Origin of the sequence: Lutibacter oricola, from assembly GCF_900106565.1 — a bacterium.
GTDB lineage: Bacteria > Bacteroidota > Bacteroidia > Flavobacteriales > Flavobacteriaceae > Lutibacter > Lutibacter oricola.
The window spans coordinates 195,540-218,703 of sequence record NZ_FNNJ01000004.1 but is presented as its reverse complement, the minus strand read 5'-3'; the positions used below and the strand labels follow the sequence as shown (position 1 = coordinate 218,703).

At 29.5% G+C, this 23,164-nt stretch carries 22 protein-coding genes; 13 read left to right on the top strand and 9 right to left on the bottom strand.

Features of this window, described 5'->3' with window-relative positions; translation table 11 throughout:
* Positions 1-44: 44 nt before the first annotated feature.
* The 4 genes from argS (at position 45) to BLU40_RS10160 (ending at position 4,132) form a co-directional block, all read left to right on the top strand.
* Positions 45-1,814, top strand: a complete 1,770-nt coding sequence (gene argS, locus BLU40_RS10175; RefSeq protein WP_090123028.1) for an arginine--tRNA ligase — start codon at positions 45-47, stop codon at positions 1,812-1,814.
* A 111-nt stretch (positions 1,815-1,925) separates the two neighbouring features.
* On the top strand, positions 1,926-3,314 hold the full coding sequence (gene lpdA / locus BLU40_RS10170) for a dihydrolipoyl dehydrogenase (protein ID WP_090123026.1): 1,389 nt from the start codon (positions 1,926-1,928) through the stop codon (positions 3,312-3,314).
* A 104-nt stretch (positions 3,315-3,418) separates the two neighbouring features.
* Positions 3,419-3,835, top strand: a complete 417-nt coding sequence (locus BLU40_RS10165; RefSeq protein ID WP_090123024.1) for a hypothetical protein — start codon at positions 3,419-3,421, stop codon at positions 3,833-3,835.
* 30 nt (positions 3,836-3,865) lie between these two features.
* A complete protein-coding gene (locus BLU40_RS10160) occupies positions 3,866-4,132 on the top strand; it encodes an EF-hand domain-containing protein (RefSeq protein WP_090123022.1) in 267 nt (88 codons plus the stop codon).
* On the opposite strand, the gene bshC is transcribed toward BLU40_RS10160, so the two are convergent.
* From bshC to BLU40_RS10145, 3 genes are all read right to left on the bottom strand, one after another.
* Entirely contained in the window at positions 4,129-5,724 is a 1,596-nt protein-coding gene (gene bshC / locus BLU40_RS10155; RefSeq protein ID WP_090123020.1) for a bacillithiol biosynthesis cysteine-adding enzyme BshC, read from the bottom strand. The two genes, BLU40_RS10160 and bshC, sit on opposite strands and share 4 nt — an antisense overlap.
* Positions 5,724-6,392 carry a methyltransferase domain-containing protein gene (locus tag BLU40_RS10150; protein ID WP_090123018.1) on the bottom strand — a complete coding sequence of 223 codons (669 nt, stop codon included), beginning with the start codon at positions 6,390-6,392 and terminating at the stop codon, positions 5,724-5,726. Before BLU40_RS10150 ends, bshC begins: the two co-directional genes overlap by 1 nt.
* 89 nt (positions 6,393-6,481) lie before the next feature.
* Positions 6,482-7,177, bottom strand: coding sequence for a Dph6-related ATP pyrophosphatase (locus BLU40_RS10145; protein WP_090123131.1), 696 nt, complete (start codon positions 7,175-7,177; stop codon positions 6,482-6,484).
* A gap of 99 nt (positions 7,178-7,276) precedes the next feature.
* Between BLU40_RS10145 and BLU40_RS10140 the strand changes: the two genes are divergently transcribed.
* From BLU40_RS10140 to BLU40_RS10115, 6 genes are all read left to right on the top strand, one after another.
* Positions 7,277-9,727, top strand: a complete 2,451-nt coding sequence (locus tag BLU40_RS10140; protein WP_090123016.1) for a M14 family metallopeptidase — start codon at positions 7,277-7,279, stop codon at positions 9,725-9,727.
* A gap of 227 nt (positions 9,728-9,954) precedes the next feature.
* On the top strand, positions 9,955-11,856 hold the full coding sequence (gene gndA / locus BLU40_RS10135) for an NADP-dependent phosphogluconate dehydrogenase (protein WP_245729928.1): 1,902 nt from the start codon (positions 9,955-9,957) through the stop codon (positions 11,854-11,856).
* 3 nt (positions 11,857-11,859) lie between these two features.
* Positions 11,860-13,134, top strand: a complete 1,275-nt coding sequence (locus BLU40_RS10130; RefSeq protein WP_090123014.1) for an Nramp family divalent metal transporter — start codon at positions 11,860-11,862, stop codon at positions 13,132-13,134.
* Positions 13,135-13,154: 20 nt separating this feature from the next.
* The gene (locus BLU40_RS10125) at positions 13,155-13,850 is read left to right on the top strand and encodes a FadR/GntR family transcriptional regulator (protein ID WP_090123012.1); all 696 of its coding nucleotides are present in this window, start codon (positions 13,155-13,157) and stop codon (positions 13,848-13,850) included.
* 28 nt (positions 13,851-13,878) lie between these two features.
* Entirely contained in the window at positions 13,879-14,982 is a 1,104-nt protein-coding gene (locus tag BLU40_RS10120; RefSeq protein ID WP_090123126.1) for a polysaccharide lyase family 7 protein, read from the top strand.
* A gap of 62 nt (positions 14,983-15,044) precedes the next feature.
* The gene (locus BLU40_RS10115; RefSeq protein ID WP_090123010.1) at positions 15,045-15,815 is read left to right on the top strand and encodes an SDR family NAD(P)-dependent oxidoreductase; all 771 of its coding nucleotides are present in this window, start codon (positions 15,045-15,047) and stop codon (positions 15,813-15,815) included.
* 72 nt (positions 15,816-15,887) lie between these two features.
* Here the strand turns inward: BLU40_RS10115 and rimO are convergent, their stop codons facing one another.
* Complete coding sequence (gene rimO, locus BLU40_RS10110) at positions 15,888-17,198, bottom strand: 30S ribosomal protein S12 methylthiotransferase RimO (RefSeq protein ID WP_090123008.1); 1,311 nt, start codon at positions 17,196-17,198, stop codon at positions 15,888-15,890.
* Positions 17,199-17,290: 92 nt separating this feature from the next.
* Between rimO and BLU40_RS10105 the strand changes: the two genes are divergently transcribed.
* From BLU40_RS10105 to BLU40_RS17765, 3 genes are all read left to right on the top strand, one after another.
* On the top strand, positions 17,291-18,355 hold the full coding sequence (locus BLU40_RS10105; protein WP_090123007.1) for a serine hydrolase domain-containing protein: 1,065 nt from the start codon (positions 17,291-17,293) through the stop codon (positions 18,353-18,355).
* Positions 18,356-18,519: 164 nt separating this feature from the next.
* Positions 18,520-18,927 (top strand): DUF1573 domain-containing protein, encoded by a 408-nt coding sequence (locus tag BLU40_RS10100; protein ID WP_090123005.1) that lies wholly within the window; start codon positions 18,520-18,522, stop codon positions 18,925-18,927.
* Positions 18,928-19,015: 88 nt separating this feature from the next.
* Positions 19,016-20,047, top strand: coding sequence for a LuxR C-terminal-related transcriptional regulator (locus BLU40_RS17765; protein WP_090123003.1), 1,032 nt, complete (start codon positions 19,016-19,018; stop codon positions 20,045-20,047).
* A 59-nt stretch (positions 20,048-20,106) separates the two neighbouring features.
* Here the strand turns inward: BLU40_RS17765 and ftsY are convergent, their stop codons facing one another.
* The 5 genes from ftsY to BLU40_RS10070 form a co-directional block, all read right to left on the bottom strand.
* A complete protein-coding gene (gene ftsY / locus BLU40_RS10090; RefSeq protein ID WP_090123001.1) occupies positions 20,107-21,060 on the bottom strand; it encodes a signal recognition particle-docking protein FtsY in 954 nt (317 codons plus the stop codon).
* Positions 21,061-21,145: 85 nt separating this feature from the next.
* Complete coding sequence (locus BLU40_RS10085; protein WP_090122999.1) at positions 21,146-21,298, bottom strand: DUF4295 domain-containing protein; 153 nt, start codon at positions 21,296-21,298, stop codon at positions 21,146-21,148.
* Between the two features lie 9 nt (positions 21,299-21,307).
* A complete protein-coding gene (rpmG, locus tag BLU40_RS10080; RefSeq protein WP_090122997.1) occupies positions 21,308-21,493 on the bottom strand; it encodes a 50S ribosomal protein L33 in 186 nt (61 codons plus the stop codon).
* A 7-nt stretch (positions 21,494-21,500) separates the two neighbouring features.
* Positions 21,501-21,740 carry a 50S ribosomal protein L28 gene (gene rpmB, locus BLU40_RS10075; protein ID WP_090122996.1) on the bottom strand — a complete coding sequence of 80 codons (240 nt, stop codon included), beginning with the start codon at positions 21,738-21,740 and terminating at the stop codon, positions 21,501-21,503.
* A 78-nt stretch (positions 21,741-21,818) separates the two neighbouring features.
* A complete protein-coding gene (locus tag BLU40_RS10070) occupies positions 21,819-23,063 on the bottom strand; it encodes a competence/damage-inducible protein A (protein ID WP_090122994.1) in 1,245 nt (414 codons plus the stop codon).
* Positions 23,064-23,164: the final 101 nt, after the last annotated feature.

Here is a 23,164-nt window from a genome sequence, read left to right as displayed (position 1 = left end):
TGAATTTAGTACTTTTGCATTTCGTATTAATTTAGCTGAAAAATATGCAAAATAGTTTAGAACAAGCTGTAATAAAAGGGTTCAAAGAAATTTTCGAAAAAGACATTGAGTCTGTAGAATTTCAAGCAACACGTAAAGATTTTGAAGGAGATATAACTATTGTAGTTTTTGCCTTTTTAAAACACGTAAAAGGAAACCCTGTACAAATAGGTACTCAAATTGGAGAATACTTAAAAGAAAACGTAACCGAAGTTTCTGATTTTAACGTAGTTAAAGGTTTTTTAAACTTAGTAATTTCTGATACTCAGTTTATTTCAAGCTTCAATACTATAAATGCTACAACTAATTATGGTGTTGTAGAACCTAATAAAAATGATAAGGCTGTAATGGTAGAATATTCTTCTCCAAACACTAACAAACCTTTGCATTTAGGTCATATTAGAAACAACTTATTAGGTTATTCTGTTGCAGAGATTATTAAAGCTTCAGGAAAAAAAGTTTATAAAACACAAATTATTAACGATCGTGGAATACATATTTGTAAAAGTATGTTGGCTTGGCAACGTTTTGGAAATGGAGAAACTCCAGAAAGTACAGGTCTAAAAGGCGATAAATTAGTTGGTAATTATTATGTTGCTTTTGATAAGGCTTATAAAAAAGAAATTGCTGAATTAATTGCTGAAGGTAAAACTGAAGATGAAGCTAAAAAAGAAGCTCCAATTTTAGTAGAAGCACAAGCAATGTTACGTAAATGGGAAGCAGGTGATGAAGAAATAGTTACACTTTGGAAAACAATGAACCAATGGGTTTACACTGGTTTCGATAAAACATACAAAGATTTAGGTGTAGATTTCGATAAAAACTATTACGAAAGTAATACTTACTTATTAGGTAAAGATATAGTTGCAGAAGGTTTAGAAAAAGGAATTTTTTTCAAAAAAGAAGATGGTTCCGTTTGGATAGATTTAAGTGATGAAGGTTTAGATGAAAAAATAGTTTTACGTGCCGATGGAACTGCTGTTTATATGACGCAAGACATTGGAACTGCTATTGAACGTTGTAAAGATTTTGACCTTCAAGAATTAGTTTACACAGTTGGTAATGAACAAGATTATCACTTTAAGGTATTATTTCTAATTCTTTCTAAATTAGGATTTGATTGGGCTAAAAACTTGTATCATTTATCGTACGGAATGGTAGATTTACCAAGTGGTAAAATGAAATCTAGAGAAGGAACCGTAGTAGATGCTGATGATTTAATGGCTGAAATGACAAATACCGCTAGAGATATTTCGCAAGATTTAGGAAAACTAGATGGTTATTCTAACAACGAAAAAGAAGCTTTATATAAAACAATAGGTTTAGGGGCTTTAAAATATTACATATTAAAAGTAGACCCTAAAAAACGTATTTTGTTCGACCCAGAAGAGTCTGTAGATTTTGCAGGTAATACAGGGCCATTTATACAATATACCTATGCGCGTATTCAGTCAATAATTAGAAAAGCAACTTTCGATTATTCTTCTGAAATAACAAATATAGATTTACACAGTAAAGAAAAAGAATTAATAAAACAATTAGAATTATTTCCTGAAGTAATACAAAATGCAGCTACTAACCATAGCCCAGCACTAATTGCTAATTACACGTATGATTTGGTTAAAAGTTATAACTCTTTTTACCAAAGTGTGCCAATTTTAGCTTGCGAAAATGAACAAGAAAAAATATTTAGAGTTCAACTTTCAGTAAAAGTTTCAGAAATTATTAAAACTGCATTTGGTTTATTAGGAATTCAAGTTCCTAACAGAATGTAAATTATTAAAATATCAAAATTTACTTCAATTGGAAAAACTCAATTTAAGTAACTAAAAAAATGAGTAAATTTGCTGACTTATTCAGCATTAATTAAAAAAAACTAGAACAACATGAAATACGATGTAATTATAATTGGTAGTGGTCCTGGAGGATATGTTACAGCAATTAGAGCTTCTCAACTTGGTTTTAAAGTTGCAGTAGTTGAAAGAGAAAACTTAGGTGGAATTTGTTTAAACTGGGGATGTATACCTACAAAAGCATTATTAAAAAGTGCTCAAGTTTACGATTATTTAAAGCATGTTGATGATTACGGTTTAAAAGCTGAAGCTATTGATAAAGATTTTGAAGCTGTAGTTAAACGTAGTCGTGGTGTTGCTGAAGGAATGAGCAAAGGAGTTCAATTCTTAATGAAAAAGAATAAAATTGACGTTCTTAACGGTTTTGGTAAAATAAAAACTGGTAAAAAAGTTGATGTTACCGATGCTGAAGGAAACGTAACAGAATATAGTGCAGACCATATTATTATTGCTACTGGAGCTCGTTCTCGAGAGTTGCCAAGCTTACCACAAGATGGTAAAAAAGTAATTGGTTATCGCCAAGCTATGACTTTACCAAAACAACCTAAAAAAATGATTGTGGTTGGTTCTGGTGCTATTGGTGTTGAATTTGCACACTTTTACAACTCAATGGGTACTGATGTAACTATTGTTGAGTTTATGCCAAACGTTGTTCCTGTAGAAGATGTAGATGTTTCTAAACAATTTGCACGTTCGTTAAAAAAATCTGGAATTAAAGTAATGGTTAATTCTTCTGTTGAATCTGTTGATACTTCTGGAGATGGTGTAAAAGCTGTTGTAAAAACTAAAAAAGGAGAAGAAATTTTAGAAGCAGACATTGTACTTTCTGCAGTTGGAATTAAATCTAATATTGAAAACATTGGTTTAGAAGATGTTGGAATTGTTGTAGACAGAGATAAAATTTTAGTTAATGATTTTTACCAAACTAACATTCCTGGTTACTATGCAATTGGAGATGTTGTTCCTGGGCAAGCTTTAGCTCACGTTGCTTCTGCTGAAGGAATTACTTGTGTTGAAAAAATTGCAGGTTTACATACAGAAAAAATCGATTATGGTAATGTTCCTGGTTGTACATATGCTACTCCAGAAATTGCAAGTGTTGGTTTAACCGAAGCTAAAGCAATTGAAGCTGGTTACGAAATTAAGGTTGGTAAATTCCCATTCTCGGCTTCTGGTAAAGCAAAAGCTGCTGGATCTCCAGAAGGTTTTGTAAAAGTAATTTTTGATGCTAAGTATGGCGAATGGTTAGGTTGCCATATGATTGGTGCTGGTGTAACTGATATGATTGCTGAAGCAGTTTTAGGTAGAAAATTAGAAACAACTGGACACGAAGTATTAAAAGCAATTCACCCACATCCAACAATGAGTGAAGCTGTAATGGAAGCTGTTGCTGATGCTTATGATGAAGTAATTCACTTATAAAATTAAGTTAAACATATATTAAAAAGCTCAAACTTACTAGTTTGGGCTTTTTAGTTTAAATAGGATATAAATAACTAACTTTGCATTTCTAAAACAAACAACAAATGGGAATTTTCGATAAATTTTTTAAACCAAAACCTGCGCCTAACGCTGAAGAAATTATAAAGGAGATTGATTATAAAGAAGGTACTTTATTTGCTAAAAACGATACTAATAAAGTTTATATAGATATTGAAGAACTTGGAGGTTTCCCATATTTAAAAACTGTTTTAATTGGAGATACTAAAGCCAATATTAAAAAAAATGGTTGTACTATTAGTTTTGTATTAAATAATGAAGAAATTACATTAGCATCGGACAATACTACTGTAGAATCTAACGAAATAAATAAATCTGGTGTGTTTTATACTCCCGTAGATTTTGAATTAGATGAAAGTGATGCTAAAAAAATTGTAGCTAATAATGTTACTGAAGTAAAATACACGCTAAAAAATACGGTATACGCCTTTAAAACTGTTTAATATTTATTTTTTATATTGTCTAAAAAAATTATGGCATCTAAAAAATCAATATTAAAGAAAATTCAAATTTTAATTACCAATAAATTCGAAACTCCAGAAGAAGCTTTCAACTTTTTCGATAAAAAGGGTTCTGGAAGTTTATCTAAAAAAGAAATTGTTCAACTTTTAAAAGAAGCTGAAATTAGTGGTTTTATTCGCGGAATTGTTTCTAGCAAACTTATTGAAGGTTACGATACCGACGATGATGGACAAATTAGCTGGAAAGAATTTAAAAAAGCTGTAAAAGAAATTAGTTAATATTCTATAACGGTAAATTTTAATTCAAGCGGATTTAATGCTTTCAATAACATAGGAATTAATTCTTCTCCTAATTCTAAATAATAAGTTGAAAAATTTCGAGAACGTTCCTCTAAGCTATTGTTTGGAAATAATTCGTTTTGAATTAATGTTATTCTCTCTAACTCGTTATTAAATTTACGTTTTTGAGCTTTTAACAAACGTTTCTCTAATTTATCTAAACCATTCAACTGTTTTTTCTCTTGCGCATTTACAGCTCCTATAAATGATGCATCCGTTTCTTGAGCTAATTGTTTTAAACCTTTAAACTGCTCATTTAAAAAGGTTTTTTGTTGAGAAAAATCTATAGGAAAGGATGATAATTCTTTAACCTTTTTATTAATTAAATCTTGTTGTTTTGCAAATATTTCTTGTAAACTAACATCTAATTTATCAAGCTTCTTTAATTGTTTGGATGAAGCCATTAGCACAGAATTTCTCAATAATAAAATTGGGAATGTTGTGTTTACAGCTTTAAAATATTGTTTTAACTGAAACCAATAAGCTATTTCTCCTCCTCCACCAATGTAGGCTAAGTTTGGTAAAATAGTTTCTTGATACAAAGGTCGCATTATTACGTTTGGACTAAATTTTTCTGGATGCTTGTTTAACTCTTCCAATATTTCTTCTTCAGAAAAAACAATGGCCGTATTATTAATTTTAAATAATGAATCTTCAAAAATTATACGTTCTCGTAAACCTTCAGCCAAATAAAATAAATTTATTTCACGTGGATTTACTTGAATTTTATACTTTTCTTGTAATAATTTATTTGTTTTTGAAACTTCTTTAAATGAAGTATTGTTCAACAATTCATCTTTTACAATTGGTGCAAATTGCTGTTTTAAAGCAATAGCATCTCCATCAATAATTACCAACCCATTATCTCCAAAAAGTTCGTTAACAATATACCTTGTTGCATTAGTTAAATTAGTATGGTTTACGTATGCTTTTTCAAATAGCGTTTTTAAATAATTTGCATTTTCTGAATTTCCTAATTCAAAACCAAACTGTTTAGAAATTTCATCAAAACCTTGTAAATCTAATCTACCAACAGCTCCACTACTCTCTCTATTCCATTGAACTTTCTGTCCTTTGAAATTAAAATAATTAATTTCTTCAAAATCGTGATCTTCTGTTGCCATCCAATAAACTGGCACAAAATTATTTTCTGGAAACTCTCTTTTTAATTGCTTTGTTAAATTAATAACTGAAACAATTTTATATAAAAAATATAACGGTCCAGTAAAAATATTTAACTGATGACCTGTTGTAATTGTAAACGTATTTTCAGCTAATAAACTTTGAATATTGGTTTGTGTATTAGCTGTAACTTTAAAATTACTGTATTGCTTATTTAATGATGAAACCAGAACTTTTCGAGAATCAACATTTAAATTCGATTTTTTTCTAAGTGTTAATTGCTGTTTAAATCCATCTAAATCAGGGAAATTTCCGTAGAAATTATCTAATTTTTCTTTTTTATCTAGATAATCACAAATTAAGGCTGAAAAATAACCTGTTTTTTTAAATGGTAATTGATGTATATTCATTAAATAGTACTTCTTTTAAATAGTGTATACACATACTCTCTAGTATCTCCTTTGGGTTGTGTATATGTATAATTAAATGATTGTAGCAACTTAAATTCGTTACCTAATTGTTCTTGCAGCATCGCTTCATTGTAATTTACAACATTTAAACCACAACATTTTTTTGCTCCTTCTAAATTAAATTCTGCCAAAATAACAAAGCCATTTTTTTTAACCACTTTTTTAAGTAAATTAAAATATGCTGTTTGTTGCTTTTTGGTTGTAAAAAAATGTAAAACAGCTCTATCGTTCCACAAATCTACATTTTTCAACTTTAACAATTCATTAGAAGGATTTGTTAAATCACTTACAATAAATTTTATAGAAGTGTTTTTGTTGTTTCCAATTTGTTGCTTCAACTCAGTTAAAGCGCTCACAGCTATATCATTAACAACTAAATTAGAATAATTAGCCTCAATTAGATCTCTAATTAAAGTACTTGCTCCAACTCCTGCATTAAATATTAATGCATCTTTCTCTAAATTACATTGTTCAATTAACTCTAATGTTGGCTTAGATTTGAACTCGTACCAACCTAAACTTTTAACTGGTATTTTTCTATAAGCATTTTCCCAATGCTTTTCAAAATTATAGGCAGAATTACTGTTTTCACAAAAACTTTCGTCCATTAGTTAATGAGATTAATTTTTATAAAAGTAAACAAATTTCATTGTTTGTCGAAGCACGCTAAAATTTCTAACAGTATTTTAACTAAATTTTACTTTGGAAGTAAATCGCAGTACCAAAAACTATTGTCCCACGTGTCTGACTCTTCTGCGGGGTAAGTTTTTAAAACCTTATCTCCTACTTCAAAATTAATAGGTTTTTTAAATATTGGCCCATCAAAAACAAAAGTGTGAAACTCTCCATTTTCACCACAAACATCAACGCCTTCAGGTAAATCTTTAATAAACTGTTTGTCTATAACTCTACCAACAAAACTCTTGTCTAATAAATTTGCATTTACACTTACCGTAATAGCTTTAAAACCTAGAGAAAGGAATTCTTTTATTATTTCAGAAGTGTCTATTTTCCAAAGTGGATAAACACCTTCTAAATTTTGTTCCGCTAATTTATCATCTCTAAACTTTTTTAAATCTTCTAAAAAAATATCTCCAAAAACCGAATAGTTATATCCTTCTTGAACAAGTTTATCGATACCAACTTTCATTATTTCATTGTATTTTTCCATAGAAACCTCTTCTGGAAACTCAATTTTATACAATGGTAAACCTAGCTCTTTAGCTTGCTGGTCTAATAAACTAATTGGAACACCATGCATAGAAACTCGTTGAAATTTTTTGTTCACCGTTGTTAGTAAACTTCCAATGTTATAATCTTTATTTTGTAATATTTTATAAAATGCCAAGGCAGAATCCTTTCCTGTACTCCAGTTAAAATAAGCTTTTTTCAAATTTAAATATTTTATGGTAAAATTATACATTCTAATAAGTGCACACAACATTAATTAAAGTTTATTTAATTACATTTGAAACTCAAAAAAAATAAATAGATGAAAAAAAATCTAGTTCTAATTATAGTGTTAGCTTTTATTACCTTCTCAATTAAAGCACAAAAAATTCAAAGTCCGTCGCAATTTTTAGGTTACGAACTAGGTACGGCATTTACACGCAACTATAAAGTGGTTGATTATTTTAAGTATATAAGTGCAAACTCTTCTAAAGTTATTGTAAAAAAGTATGGTATTACTAATGAAAATAGACCACTAATAATTTCTTACATCTCTTCAGAAGAAAATATAAAAAACTTAGATAAAATTAGAACCGATAACTTAAAACGAACTGGAATTTTAAATGGTGAACCAACAACAAATATTGGAATAGTATGGTTAAGCTACAATGTTCACGGTAACGAAGCTTCGGCTACAGAGGCTGCAATGCTTACTTTATATAAATTAGTTACTACAAGTACTAATTGGTTAAATAATACAGTTGTTATAATTGATCCAAGTGTAAATCCAGATGGTAGAGATAGATATGTAAATTGGTACAACCAAACCAAAAGTACACCTTATAACTCAAACCCAAATGTTACTGAACACCAGGAACCTTGGCCTTCTGGAAGACCAAACCATTATTTATTCGATTTAAATAGAGATTGGGCTTGGGCTACACAAGTTGAAACACAACAACGCTTAAAGGTTTACAATAATTGGATGCCTCATGTGCATGTAGATTTTCACGAGCAAGGTTATAATAGCCCTTATTACTTTCCTCCTGCTGCAGAGCCTTTTCATGAAATAATAACCAATTGGCAACGAGATTTTCAAATTGAAATAGGTAAAAATCACGCTAAATATTTTGATAAAGAAGGCTGGAGATATTTTACCAAAGAATCTTTCGATTTATTTTATCCAAGCTATGGCGATACGTACCCAACGTATATGGGAGCTATTGGTATGACCTACGAACAAGCCGGGCACGGAAAAGCTGGCTTAGGAATTATTACTGAAAACGGGCAAGAATTAACCTTATTCGATAGAATTGCACACCATACTACTGCAGGTTTATCTACGGTTGAAGTTGCTTCAAAAAATGCTAAAAAGCTAACGAGTGAATTTAAAAACTACTTTAATAACAGCTCAATTAAAACTAAAAACTATATTCTAAAAGCTAATTTAAATAAATTAGAGCCATTATTTAAACTGTTAACTAAACATGAAATAACATATTTTACAACAGAAAGCACTAAGGTAAAAGCTTATGATTACCAATTAGAAAAAAATAGAAGTATCGAAATTTTTTCTAATGATATTATTATACCAACCAACCAGCCAAAAGGAAAAATGGTAAAAGTTTTATTTGAACCAGAAGCTAAATTAGTAGATTCTGTCACGTACGATATTACTGCTTGGAGTCTTCCTTATGCTTACGGAATTGATTGTTATTCTACTGAAGTTGAATTAAATAAAGTATCTATTTTATCAATTAACAAAAACATTAAAAATAATTTAAACTCAAAAGCTACAGCTTATATAAAAACTTGGAATACTACAAAAGACGCGTTGTTTCTAGGTAATTTATTAAAGAATGGATTCAATGTTCGTTTTTCGAATTCTAAATTTTCGCTTAATGGTAAAAATTACGACCAAGGGACTTTAATTATTAATAGAAGTGAAAACATTAGAATTGATAATTTTGATAAAGAACTACTAAAAATAGCTAATAATTCTAATGCAAAATTAACAGCCGCTCTAACAGGTTTTGTAGATAAAGGAAATGATTTTGGCTCGTCTAATTATCAATTAATAAAACCTAAAAAAGTAGCAGTTATTGGTGGTAAAAGTACTTCATCGCTAAGTTTTGGTGAAATTTGGCATTATTTTGAAACGCAATTAAAATATCCTTTAAATGTTTTAAACTCGAATAATCTAGCATACTCAAACCTCTCTAGTTATAATGTTTTAATTCTTCCTAATGGATTTAGAGCTAACGAAAAACAATTTAAACTAATTACAGAATTCGCTAAAAATGGTGGCACATTAATTTCTATAGGCAGCTCTTTAAGCAATTTTGCAGATAAAAAAGAATTCTCGTTAAAACTAAAAAAGAAGGAGATAAAAAAAGAAGTTACTCCAACATACAATGAGCAATATCGAACTCAAATAGAACATATGATTACCGGTAGTATATTTAATAGTACAATTGATAATACTCATCCTCTTGGTTTTGGTTACTCAAATAATTACAACAGCTTAAAATTAAGCTCTAAATCGTATCAATTACTTGAAAATGGAATTAATATTGGCTATTTTTCTGAAAACACAAGAAATATTTCTGGTTTTGCAGGTAGCGAAGCTTTAAAAAACATACCAAACTCCTTACTTTTTGGAAGTGAATATATTGGCAATGGTAACGTTATTTACATGGTAGACAATCCTTTATTTAGATCCTTTTGGGAAAATGGAAAGATGTTTTTTGCAAATGCTATCTTTCTAAATTAACCCTTCAACGCCATAAATAGGCAACTTTTTCTTATCGTATATAACACAAAAAAAAGCTGTAAATAGCTTTTTTTTGTGTTATACTCTTTTTATTTAATTAAAAACACCATTTAACAACCTCAAAACAAAACATTTATAATAATTCTATTTTTAAGCTCTTTTTAAATTTAAATAACATATATTTGGGTACCCAAACTGGTTAACCAATTTAAGAGTAGATAGAATAAATGAAAAAAGAGACCAATATTATATTTATTATGGGAGTTTCAGGTGTTGGTAAAAGCACTATTGGAGACTTATTATCTAAAGAGTTACATATTCCTTTTTTCGATGGAGATGACTTTCATCCAGAAGAAAATATTTTAAAAATGTCAAAAGGAAAACCTTTAAATGACAATGACAGATTTGGTTGGTTACAAACCTTAAACAAGCTAGCTATAAAACAATTGACAAATAAAGAAGGTTGCGTTATAGTATGTTCTGCATTAAAAGAAAAATACCGTGATATTTTAAATGAAGACATAAAACATTACACAAAATGGGTTTTTCTAAACGGTTCTTTTAAACAAATAACTGAACGTATAAATAATCGCAAGGGGCATTTTATGAATTCTGATTTGTTAAAATCTCAATTTGATATTTTAGAAGAACCAAAAAACGCCATAGATATAGACATAAATTTAACACCTAACAATATTGTAAAAATGATAAAAAAAGAACTATTAAATAAATCTGAATTTGGCTTGTTTGGATTGGGAGTTATGGGTAAAAGCCTTAGTAGAAACCTAGCTAACAAAGGGTTTAAAATTTCCCTTTTTAATAGACATGTTGAAGGTGTAGAAGAAAATGTTGCAAAAAACTTTAAAAATGAATTTGAAGAATTATCATCTGCTAATCCATTTGATTCAATAGAACCTTTTGTTAATTCATTGCAAAAACCACGAAAAATTATGCTTATGGTTAATGCTGGAAATATTGTTGATTCTGTTATTGAAGATATTTTACCTTTTTTAGACGCTGGAGATATTTTAATAGATGGTGGAAACTCTAATTACAATAAAACAAAAGAACGATTCAAATATTTAGAATCTAAAAACATTCATTTTGTTGGAACTGGTGTTTCTGGTGGTGAAGAAGGAGCCTTAAAAGGACCATCTATTATGCCTGGTTGTAACAAAAAAATATATAAAAATATTCAACCTTTTTTAGAAGCTATTGCAGCTAAAGATGCTAATAATTTGCCTTGTTGTACTCACATTGGAAATGAAGGAAGTGGGCATTTTGTAAAAATGGTTCATAATGGTATTGAATATGTAGAAATGCAATTATTGGCCGAAGCTTTTGTAATGCTAAAAGCTTTAGGTAATAACCCTGATGAAATAGCCGATATTTTAGAATCTTGGAAAGAGACGACTAATAGTTATTTACTAGAAATAACTATTGATATTTTAAGAACTAAAGAAGGTGAAGATTGGTTAGTTAACAACATAATGGATAAAGCTGGTAATAAAGGAACAGGAAACTGGACAACCATAGCAACTGCTCAGTTAGGTGTACCAAGCACTATGATTGCTACTGCCTTATTTGCTCGTTACACTTCATTTTATAAAGAAGAACGAATTACTGCTCATCAAAATTTTGAATCAAATAATAATTTTAGCCTAAATATAACTGTTGAAGATATTTTAAAAACTTATCAATTTGCTAGAATTATTAATCATTATCAAGGGTTTAAATTAATTCAAGAAGCTTCTAACAATTACAAATGGGAATTAAATTTAAGCGAACTATCTAGAATATGGACTAATGGCTGTATTATAAAATCGGATTTAATGGTAGAGCTAGTTACGGTGTTTAAAACAACCAATAACTTGTTTACTAATGATGAGATAATTCAAAAAATAAAAACATTAAAACCAACTGCTAAAAAAGTAGTTGCTGAATGTATTTTAAATGAATTACCGATTCCAAATTTTAGTGAATCTATTAATTTTTTAAACAGTTTTGCAATAGCAAATTCATCTGCTAATCTAATACAAGCACAGCGAGACTATTTTGGTGCTCATACCTATCAAAAAGTAAATGATCCTTCAAAAAAATTCTATCATACTAACTGGAAAAATAATTAAACTATGGCTTCAACTGAAAACAAAAAATCTTTACTTCAAAAAATAATTGCAATAGTTTTAGCATTTGGCCCTGGTATTTTTGCCATTGGTTATACCATAGGTACTGGTAGTGTAACGTCTATGATTGTTGCAGGAAGCAAGTTTAATATGCAATTATTATGGGTGCTATTATTAAGTTGTACATTTTCTGGTATTTTAATGTTTGCCTACGGAAATTACGCCTTAATTACAGGTGAAACTGCACTTTATGGTTTCAAAAAACATTTAAAATTCGGTAAAATTTTAGCCATACTTATTATTGTTGGTATTACATTTGGACAATGGAATTCGTTAATGGGTATTTTAGGTATATCCTCAAACATAATATTTGAAATTCTAGCTCTAAATTTTGAAACTCTAGCAACCTATAAATATGAAACAGTATTAATAACAGCTGTAATTATAATTGTTACTTTTTACTTATTAATGCTAGTTGGTAAATACACTTTTTTTGAAAAAATATTAGTCATATTTGTAACGTTAATGGGGCTATCTTTTTTACTTTCATTATTCTTTGTTCAACCATTACCTGTAGATGTTATTAAAGGGTTAATACCAACTATACCAGACATTCCTGGAGGCAAAATGTTGGTTGCCGCATTTGTTGGCACAACTATGGCTTCAGCTACATTTTTATCTCGCCCTTTATTTGTAAAAGGAAAAGGCTGGACCATTAAAAATTTAGATCAACAAAAAAAAGATTCCATTACAGCTGCAATTTTAATTTTTGTTATTAGTGGTGTTATAATGGCTGTTGCAGCTGGAGCATTGTTTTATGAAGGTAAAGCTGTTACTCAAGTTTTAGATATGGCAAACACATTAGAACCTGTTGCAGGTAAATGGGCCGTTACCATTTTCTTTTTTGGTGCATTAAGTGCTGGGTTATCCTCTATATTTCCTTGTTTATTAATAGCTCCTTTATTAATAGCTGATTACCAATCTGGAACTTTAGATACCAATTCAAAACAATTTAGAATTATTACAGCCATAGCTTGTTTAGTTGCATTAATAGGCCCTGCATTTGGAGCAAACCCAATTGAAATTCAAATTTTATCGCAAGTATTTAATGTTTTTGTATTACCAATTGTAATACTTGGAATTATACTTATGCTAAGCAATAAAAAAGTTATGAAAGAATACAAAACAAGTATAGGTGTATATATTGGTATGTATGCTGCATTGTTCTTTTCTTTAGTAATTTCTTACAATGGAATTTTAGCACTTACGGAATATTTTTAAACCAAACTAATTAGTAAAAAATGAAAATAAGCCTAATAGATGAAAATGCAAATAGACTTTTGCAAAATGAGGTGATTATTAAGATTCGTAATTTAATTAACGCTAAAAATTTAGAGCGTGGTGATAAATTACCTTCTGAAAGAATAATGTCTGAAAAATTTGGTGTTAAAAGAAATCATATTAGAGAAGCTATAAGAAGGCTTGAATTTTATGGTGTGTTAAAATCGATGTCTCAAAGCGGCACTATACTAGCAATTGGTTTAGTTGGTTTTAATGGTATGATAGATGAAATAATTTCTTTAGACGCTCCTTCGTTTAACGAACTTGTAGAAACCCGAATTTCATTAGAATTAAAAACAGTTGGCTTGGCATCACAAAGAAGAACTAGTGCTGATTTAAAACAGATAAAGAAAGCTTTAAATGCTTTTAAAGCTAAAATTTCTATTGGAGATGATTATTTAGAGGAAGATTTATTATTTCATTTGGCAATTGCCAAAGCTAGTAAAAACAGTACAATGGTTTCATTAATGCTGTTAATAACTCCTCCTATTCTTGCAACTTACGATAGAGATACAGTTTGTGAAGGTGATATTGCTATTTCTGAAATAAAAAAACACGAAGACATTTATTTAGCAATAGAAGCTAAAAATCCTGAATTAGCAACAAAAATGATGAGTGACCACTTTTTTAAATTAAAAAAACACATTGAAAACTAAGATATAAATGAAACCAAAATATAATACAATGAAAAACAAAATTTTCAAACCTGTAACTACGCTACTAATTCTTGGAGTTTTCCTAACACTTAATAGCTGTAAAGATGAAGTAAAAAAAACGAAAGAAAATGAAGCTGTAAAAACAGTTTACGCAAGTGATGTTATACCATTTTTTGATCATTGGAAATTAATTTTAGGTGATGGTTCAAATGCAGGTATTGCAAATAATTTTGAAAATAAAGATTTTTTTTACACCAATAACGATGGTAAAAACAACTGGGTTGTATTTAAAACGCCAAATGCGGGTCATACACACGGAACTTCTAACAACACTAGAACCGAATTAGCACAATCAAAAAAGTGGGCTCCAACATCTAATGCAAATTTAAAAGCTACATTAAAAGTAATGAATGTATCTGTCACTGGAGATGCACGTGTAGCAGCTTCTTATTCCGTAGTTATAGGTCAAATTCATAGTGCTGATGGGCACGAAAATGAACCTCTTAAAATATTTTACAAAAAATTTCCTGGTCATACCAAAGGCTCAGTGTTTTGGGATTATGAAATTAATACAGACGGTGACGATAATTCTGGAAGATGGGATTTTTCAACAGCCGTGTGGGGCTACGACTTATCTGTTGTTGGTACAGATGTAAGTACTTATCCTGAAGAACCTACAGATGGAATTGCTTTAGGTGAAGAATTTACTTATGAAATAGATGTTAAAAATGGTATTATGACCCTGATATTTACAAGTGAAGGACACGAAACCAAAATATTTACAAAAAACATAATAGCATCAGAATATACAACTAAAGAAGACATTCCTGAACAAACTAAAAAATTATTTGTACCAATTGGTCAAGACGGTGTAGAGCGCGCAGAAGCATACAGTAGTGAAGGTTGTTTTTTTAAACTAGGAAATTATAATCAAACAAATGGAAAATCTCCTGAAATAAATAAAAATTGGTGTTCAGGAGCTGAAACTCACGGTGGTGATATTCAAAAACAATATAAAGATGGTAATTATACTGAAGTATGGTTTAAAACAGCCCGTATAACTGTAAGCGATGATGCATATTCAAATGATGGATATTTCAGTAAAAATGATGAATTATATAAGAAAAAATAAATTTAAAAAAAAGAATACAATTAGACTTTCTATAAAATTTCAATTTATAAATACTACAAAAAATGGACTACAAAAATAAAATAGCTGGCAAAAATGTATTAATAACTGCTGGTGCACAAGGAATTGGAGAATCAATTACCAAACACTTTATAGATAACGGAGCTAATGTTGCAATCCATTATTTTTCTAGTGCTGAAACTGCGAATCAATTGGTAGAATACGCTAGAGATAAAGGTTTAAAAGCAATTGCAATAAATGGTGACCTTACTAAAGAAGCAGATGCAAAAGCTTTGGTAGAAAACACAATAATAGAATTAGGCGGACTAGACATTTTAATTAACAACGCAGGATCATTAGTTGCTCGTAGAATGTTAAATGAAATGGAAGCTAGTTTTTGGCATAAAGTAATGGATATAAATTTAACCTCTATGATGTTTGTATCAAGAGCTGCTGCTCCTTATTTAGCCAAAAATAAAAATAGTAGTATTGTAAATTTAGCATCTCTTGCTGGCCGTAAAGGTGGTCATCCTGGATCGTTAGTTTATTCAACTAGTAAAGGTGCTATTCTAACATTTACAAGAGCGCTTTCTACAGAATTAGGGGCACAAGGAACAAGAGTTAACGCTGTTGCACCTGGGCTTATTCTTGGTACTTCGTTCCATAATACACATACAACTAAAGAATCTGCAGCAGAAACTACAGCAAGCATACCAATTCAAAGAGCAGGAAACGCTGCAGATGTAGCTAGAGCTGTATTATTTCTAGCATCTGAATATGACGGTTTTATTACTGGAGCAACACTAGATATAAATGGCGGTGTTTATAATATGTAATTAATAGTTAACTTATTCAATAAAAAAAAGGGAACAATGTGTTCCCTTTTTTTATTTTATAAATCTTCATAATTATATTGGCTCTCCATATAAATCAAATTCTGTGGCCGAAGTAATTTTTATTTGAGCAAATTTACCAACTTGTACATAATGCTTAGTAGCATCTATTAAAACTTCATTATCCACATCTGGTGAATCAAATTCTGTTCTACCAATAAAATGATTTCCATCTTTTCTATCAATTAAAACTTTAAGTTCTTTACCTACTTTTTCTTGATTTACATCAAATGAAATTTGGCTTTGTAGTTCCATAATTTCATTTACACGTTGTTGTTTTATTTCGTCTGGAATATTATCTTCTAAGCTTGCAGCGTGCGTATTTTCTTCGTGAGAATAAGCAAAAGCACCTAAACGCTCAAAACGCATTTCAGTAACCCAATCTTTTAATTCTTGAAAAGCTTCTTCGGTTTCTCCAGGATACCCAACAATTAAAGTTGTTCTAATTGCCATATTTGGTACCGACTTTCTAAATTCAGCAATTAAATTTGTAGTTTTTTCATGTGAAGTTCCTCTACGCATAGATTTTAAAATGGCATCGTTTATATGCTGTAATGGAATATCTAAATAATTACAAACCTTTGGCTCGTTATGTATAACCTCTAAAACATCTAACGGAAAACCTGTTGGAAATGCATAATGTAAACGAATCCATTCGATACCATCAATTTTCACCAATTCCTTTAACAAATCGGCAAGTGCACGTTTTTTATATATATCTAAACCGTAATAGGTTAAATCTTGAGCTATTAAAATAAGTTCTTTAATTCCTTTTTTAGCTAGCTTTTCCGATTCAATTACCAAATTTTCAATTGGAGTAGACACGTGTTTTCCTCGCATTAACGGAATTGCGCAAAAAGAACATGGTCTATCGCAACCTTCAGCAATTTTTAAATACGCATAATGAGTTGGTGTAGTTGTTAAGCGTTCCCCAACTAATTCGTGTTTGTAATCTGCATCTAAAACTTTCAATAAGTTCGGTAAATCGTGTGTTCCAAAATACTCATCTACATTTGGTATTTCTTCTTCTAAATCTGGCTTGTAACGTTCACTTAAACATCCAGAAACATATACTCTATCTACTTCACCTTGTTCTTTTTTATTTACATAGTGAAGAATTGTATTAACCGACTCTTCCTTAGCATCTCCAATAAAACCACAAGTATTTATAACAACAATATTACCATCATCATTTTCATCTTCGTGTACAACATTTTTGTCATTCGCCTTTAATTGCCCCATTAAAACCTCACTATCGTAAACATTTTTAGAACACCCAAGCGTTACTACGTTAATTTTATTCTCTTTTTTCGATTTTGTACGCACAAATTTGTATTTTGAAATTACTTTTGGCAAAAGTAATCAAACCTTTTTAATTTAATGTAGTCTAAATAATAATACTCAACATATCTAACTTTATGAAATATATTGTTTTGCTTCTTTTAATTATAATTACATCTTGTACTAGCGAGTCTAACATTATTGAAATAGAAAACACACCAGAAAATATTTATTTTCCGCCTATAAATAGTGATATTTGGGAAACAATTTCTGCGGAAGAATTAAATTGGAACACTACTAATATTAACCAACTATACAATTACTTAGAAACTACAAACACAAAAGGATTTATAACACTTTATAATGGAAAAATTGTTATTGAAAAATACTTTAACAACCATTCTGCTTCTAAAGCTTGGTATTGGGCTAGTGCAGGAAAAACAATTACTTCAACACTAGTTGGTATTGCTGAAGAACAGAACTATATTAATATAAATGATAAAGTTTCTAAACATATTGGTACAGGTTGGACAAAAACATTACTTGAAAAAGAAAATTTAATTACTTGTAAACACTTACTTACTATGACTAGTGGTTTAGATGATAGTTTAGGTGATAGCGTTGAACCAACAAATTTAATTTACAAAACTGACGCAGGTTCTAGATGGGCATACCACAATGTTTACAAAAAATTGCAAGATGTAATTGCTAGCGCAACTAATACAACATTTGAAAACTACTTTAACAATCAATTAAAAAATAAAATTGGAATGACTGGAACTTGGGTATCTACAGGAAATTTCAATCTTTATTTAAGTAATACACGTAGTATGGCTCGCTTTGGATTATTAGCAATGAATAATGGCGTTTGGGATTCGAACGAAATAGTTAATACTACATATTTTAATAATTCAACAAACACATCTCAAACCATTAACAAAGCCTATGGTTATTTATGGTGGTTAAATGGTAAGGAGAGTTTTTATTTACCACAATCTCAACAAGTATATTCTGGAAAATTAATACCAAATGCACCAGATGAAATGTATGCTGCGCTAGGTAAAAACGATCAAAAAATTTATGTTGTTCCTAGTAAAAAATTGGTAATTATTAGAATGGGTGAAAATGCGAATTCAAGTAATTTAGCACTCTCAAGTTTTGATAATGAACTTTGGAAAAAAATAAATGACATTTTAAATTAAAAAATTTTATACTCTTCTATTTTAATAAAATTACCTTTAATCTATAAGAATTACTATACTTTTTATTAATTCAACCTAGGACTAAACCCTTATTCAACCCTCTATATTCCATAAAAACATAGAAACTACGTTATGTTTGCCCAATAACATTAAAATTATTAATTATGAAAAAAAACATTTTATTTTTATTGGCTATCGCTTTTTGCACTTTATCTTATTCGCAAAATAACCAAGGCATTTTATCTTTTGAATCTGAAACTATAGATTATGGTAACATCGAACAAAATGCAGATGGTAACAGATATTTTGTGCTCACAAATACTGGAAACCAACCTATTATTATTGAAAAAATAAAAAGCAGTTGTGGCTGTACAGTTGTATCAAAACCAGACAAACCTATTTTACCTAATAAAACAGCTAAAATAAAAGTTAATTACGCTACGAATCGCATTGGCGGATTTTCGAAAATGATTACTGTTTATTCTAATGCTTCAGAAGCTAGAAAAGTAGTTAGAATTAAAGGAATTGTTAATTCTTCGAAAAAAAATATTGCTTCAACAACTATAAAGTAACAAATGGTATAGCCCTTTAAAAAGGGCTATTTACTTTTTAATAAATAAACTTATATTTGTTTATAATCAATCTGTACTTAATTGTTTAATGAAATATATTTCTCATTTAATTTTTTGCTGCTTTCTATTTTCAACTCAAGTTTATGCACAATTTGAATTTAAAGGAAAAATTAATTCTAATTTTCAAGGCACTAAAGTTTATTTATTAAATGTTGAAGATTATTCTAAGAGTGATTTAGTATTGGCAAGTAATATTATTCAAGAAATTAAAGTTGATAGTATTGGAGAGTTTAATTTTTCGGGAAATTTTTTATCTGAAAAAAATAAATTTTATAAAATACATTTGGATCAATGCAATAACGATATTACAGATTATAAACACTTACTAAACGAGTGTAGCACTAGCCAATCTGTTGTATTTATAGCAAATAATAAAGATTCCATTTATTTCCCTTTAAATAGTTTAGGACAAATGTTTTGTTCTATAACACACGTAAAAGAACATACAGCAGCTGTTCAAAAAATTGACTCCATTCAAGATTATTTATTGATGGACCTACACGACACTAAAAGTGATACTCAAAGAAATATAATTTTCGAAAACTACCTAGTAAATATTCAAAACTTTAGTAAAAGCTTAAATGAACCCTTGGCTGAACTTTATGCATATAAATTATATGCTTCGAGAAATTCTTTTGGAAGAGATTACTATTTAAAAAACATTAAAAAATCTGATTACTATAATAGCTTATTAAGTAGACTTGAAGAGAAATACCCAAATTCTGACTACTTAAAACAGTATAAAAGTGATTTAAAAAATGACCTTCCTCTAAAAAAATCTGTAAATTACACTCTTGTACTGCTATGTTTACTTCTTGCTTCAATTGGGCTAAACGTTTTTCTTTTCAGAAAAAACAAAAAGAAAAAATCTAAATTAAATTATAAAAAAGTACTTTCTACTCAAGAGCAAAAAGTATTTGAATTAATGCAAAAAGGACTTCAAAATAAAAATATAGCAAGCGAATTATTTATAAGTATAAGCACAGTAAAAACTCATATTAACAATATTTATTCAAAACTAAATATTAATTCTAGAAAAGAGGTAGATCAATTCTTCTAAAAACAAAAAATCACACCCTAACTAGTAAAGTGTGATTTATTAAATTATATTTTTAAAGCTTACTTGAAGAAAGAATCTACAAATTCAATTTTATTAAATACTTGTAAGTCTTCTATACCTTCTCCAACACCAATATATTTAACAGGTATTTGAAACTGGTCTGAGATTCCAATAACAACACCACCTTTAGCTGTACCATCTAATTTAGTAACGGCTAACGAAGTAACTTCTGTAGCTAACGTAAACTGTTTAGCTTGCTCAAATGCATTTTGACCTGTAGAACCATCTAACACCAATAATACTTCGTGTGGAGCATCTGCAACAACTTTTTGCATTACTCGCTTAATTTTCGTCAACTCATTCATTAAGTTAACTTTATTATGAAGTCTACCAGCAGTATCTATAATAACAACATCAGCATTTTGAGAAACAGCAGAAGTAAGAGTATCGAAAGCTACCGAAGCAGGATCACTTCCCATATCTTGACGTACAATTGGCACATCTACTCTATCTGCCCAGACTTGCAATTGATCAATTGCTGCAGCTCTAAATGTATCGGCGGCACCTAAAACAACCTTTTTACCTGCTTTTTTAAATTGTGAAGCCAATTTACCAATGGTTGTAGTTTTACCTACACCATTAACACCAACTACCATTATTACATAAGGTTTTTTTCCTTCTGGAATGGTAAAATCGGTTTCGTTACCAACATTTGTTTCTGCTAATAAACCAGCAATTTCTTCTCTTAAAATAGCATTTAGCTCTGTTGTACCTAAATATTTATCTTTAGCTACTCTAGCTTCAATTCTATCAATAACTTTAAGTGTAGTTTCAACACCAACATCTGATGATACTAAAACTTCTTCTAAGTTATCTAACACATCATCATCTACCTTTGCTTTACCTGCAACGGCTTTAGATAATTTAGAAAAAAAAGTTGTTTTACTTTTTTCTAAACCTTTATCTAAAGTTTCCTTTTTTTCTTTAGAAAATATTCTTTTAAATAAACTCATATATTCAATTTATAATGTAAATATATAAAAGAAAAGCTACTCTCAATAATTTGAAAGTAGCTTTAGTATTTTTATGAACAAAAATTTATTTTTTGCTTAAAAACTCTTTAACTTTTGAAGGATCCATAATAGCTTCAACAAATGTGTAAGCTCCAGTTTTTGGAGATTTTACCATTTTGATAGCTTTACTTAATCTTTTTGATCCTGTCTGTAACGATGCTACTGATTTCTTTGCCATAATTCAATATTATTTAATTTCTTTATGAACAGTCATTTTCTTCAAGATAGGGTTGAATTTTTTAATTTCCATTCTATCCGGAGTGTTCTTTTTGTTCTTTGTAGTAATATATCTAGAAGTTCCTGGTAACCCAGTTCCTTTGTGCTCTGTACACTCTAAAATTACTTGAATTCTATTACCTTTACTCTTTGCCATTACTTAATTACTTTTTTAAGAAACCATTTGCTCTTGCTTCTTTCAAAACAGCAGAGATTCCTTTTTTATTAATATTTTTTAAAGCTGAAGTAGACACTTTAAGTGTTACCCATTTATCTTCTTCTGGAATATAAAAACGCTTTTTAACTAAGTTAGCGCCAAATTTTCTTTTTGTTCTATTCAATGCGTGAGAAACATTATTCCCTACCATTGCTTTTTTACCTGTAAGTTCGCAAACTCTTGACATAATCTATACCTTATTTAGTGTAATCTGAAACGAGATGCAAAATTATAACATTCATTCTAATTACACAAACTTATTTTATTAGTTTTTTAAAATTTCTTTCTTTAACATTTCCAAAGCCTTAACTGAGGCTCTTTCAATTACCTTAATTCTTGGTTTCCCAAAGTAAAACTCTTCAGAAACAACACCTTGAGGTGTAGCAATAGCTATACATACTACTCCTACTGATTTATCGGTCTTATCTGTTGTTGGTCCAGCATTACCTGTTGTTGCAACAGAAAAATCTGTATTTAACTTTTTTTGTACACCTAAAGCCATTGCTTCAGCAACTTTTGTACTTACTACAGTATTCTCTTTTATAATTTTTTCAGAAACATTTAACTCTTTTAACTTTACTTGTACATTATATGCAATTACAGAACCTGTAAAATACGCCGAAGCACCTGGAATTTTAGTTAACATAGCGGCAATACTTCCTCCTGTACAACTTTCGGCTGTTGAAATTGTGTACTCTTTTTTAGATAATAATTTTCCAATTTCAACCTCAATTGTTTCACTTTCATCAAAACCAACAATAATATCAGGTATTAACTTTGTTAGTTTTTCTACCTCATTATTTACCGTATTTTCAATAAAATTTTTGTCACTTCCCTTAGCTGACAATCTTAACTTAACACTTCCATAAGATGGTAAATATGCCAATGCTATATGATTTGGCAATGCGTTTTCCCAACCTTCTAATCTTTCAGCAACCATACTTTCTCCCATTCCATAGGTTAGTATTGTTTTATGCAATATAAATGGCAACTTAAAAGTATTTCTAATCTTTGGAAGCACCTCATCAGCCATTAAACCTTTCATTTCGTTTGGAACTCCGGGCAATGAAACTACTACCTTATTCGCATTTTCAAACCACATTCCAGGAGCAGTTCCCCAATTATTTTTTAAAACTGTACATTTTGAAGGTACCATACCTTGCAATTTATTTAACTCAGTAAAAGGGTAATCTATTTTTGCAAACATTCCTCTTATTTGCTCAACAACATCTTCATTTAATAGTAGGGTATCATTAAAATATTCTGCCAATGTATGTTTTGTAATATCGTCTTTTGTAGGACCTAAACCACCTGTTAAAATAACTATATCTGCATTTGCCTGCGCTTCACACAAAGCCTTTAAAATATGCTCTTTATTGTCTTGAATTGATGTTATTTGATACACCGAAACTCCAATTTTATTTAATTCTTCAGCAATCCACTTAGAATTTGAATCTAAAATTTGACCAATTAAAATTTCATCACCAATTGTTATTATTTCAGCTTTCATTATTCAACTATTATTTTTCAAAAGTACAATTATCCACGCAACCTTTTTCTGTTTTTTGTATCTATTTATTGAAAAGAAAAAGTAACACTCTACAAACCACT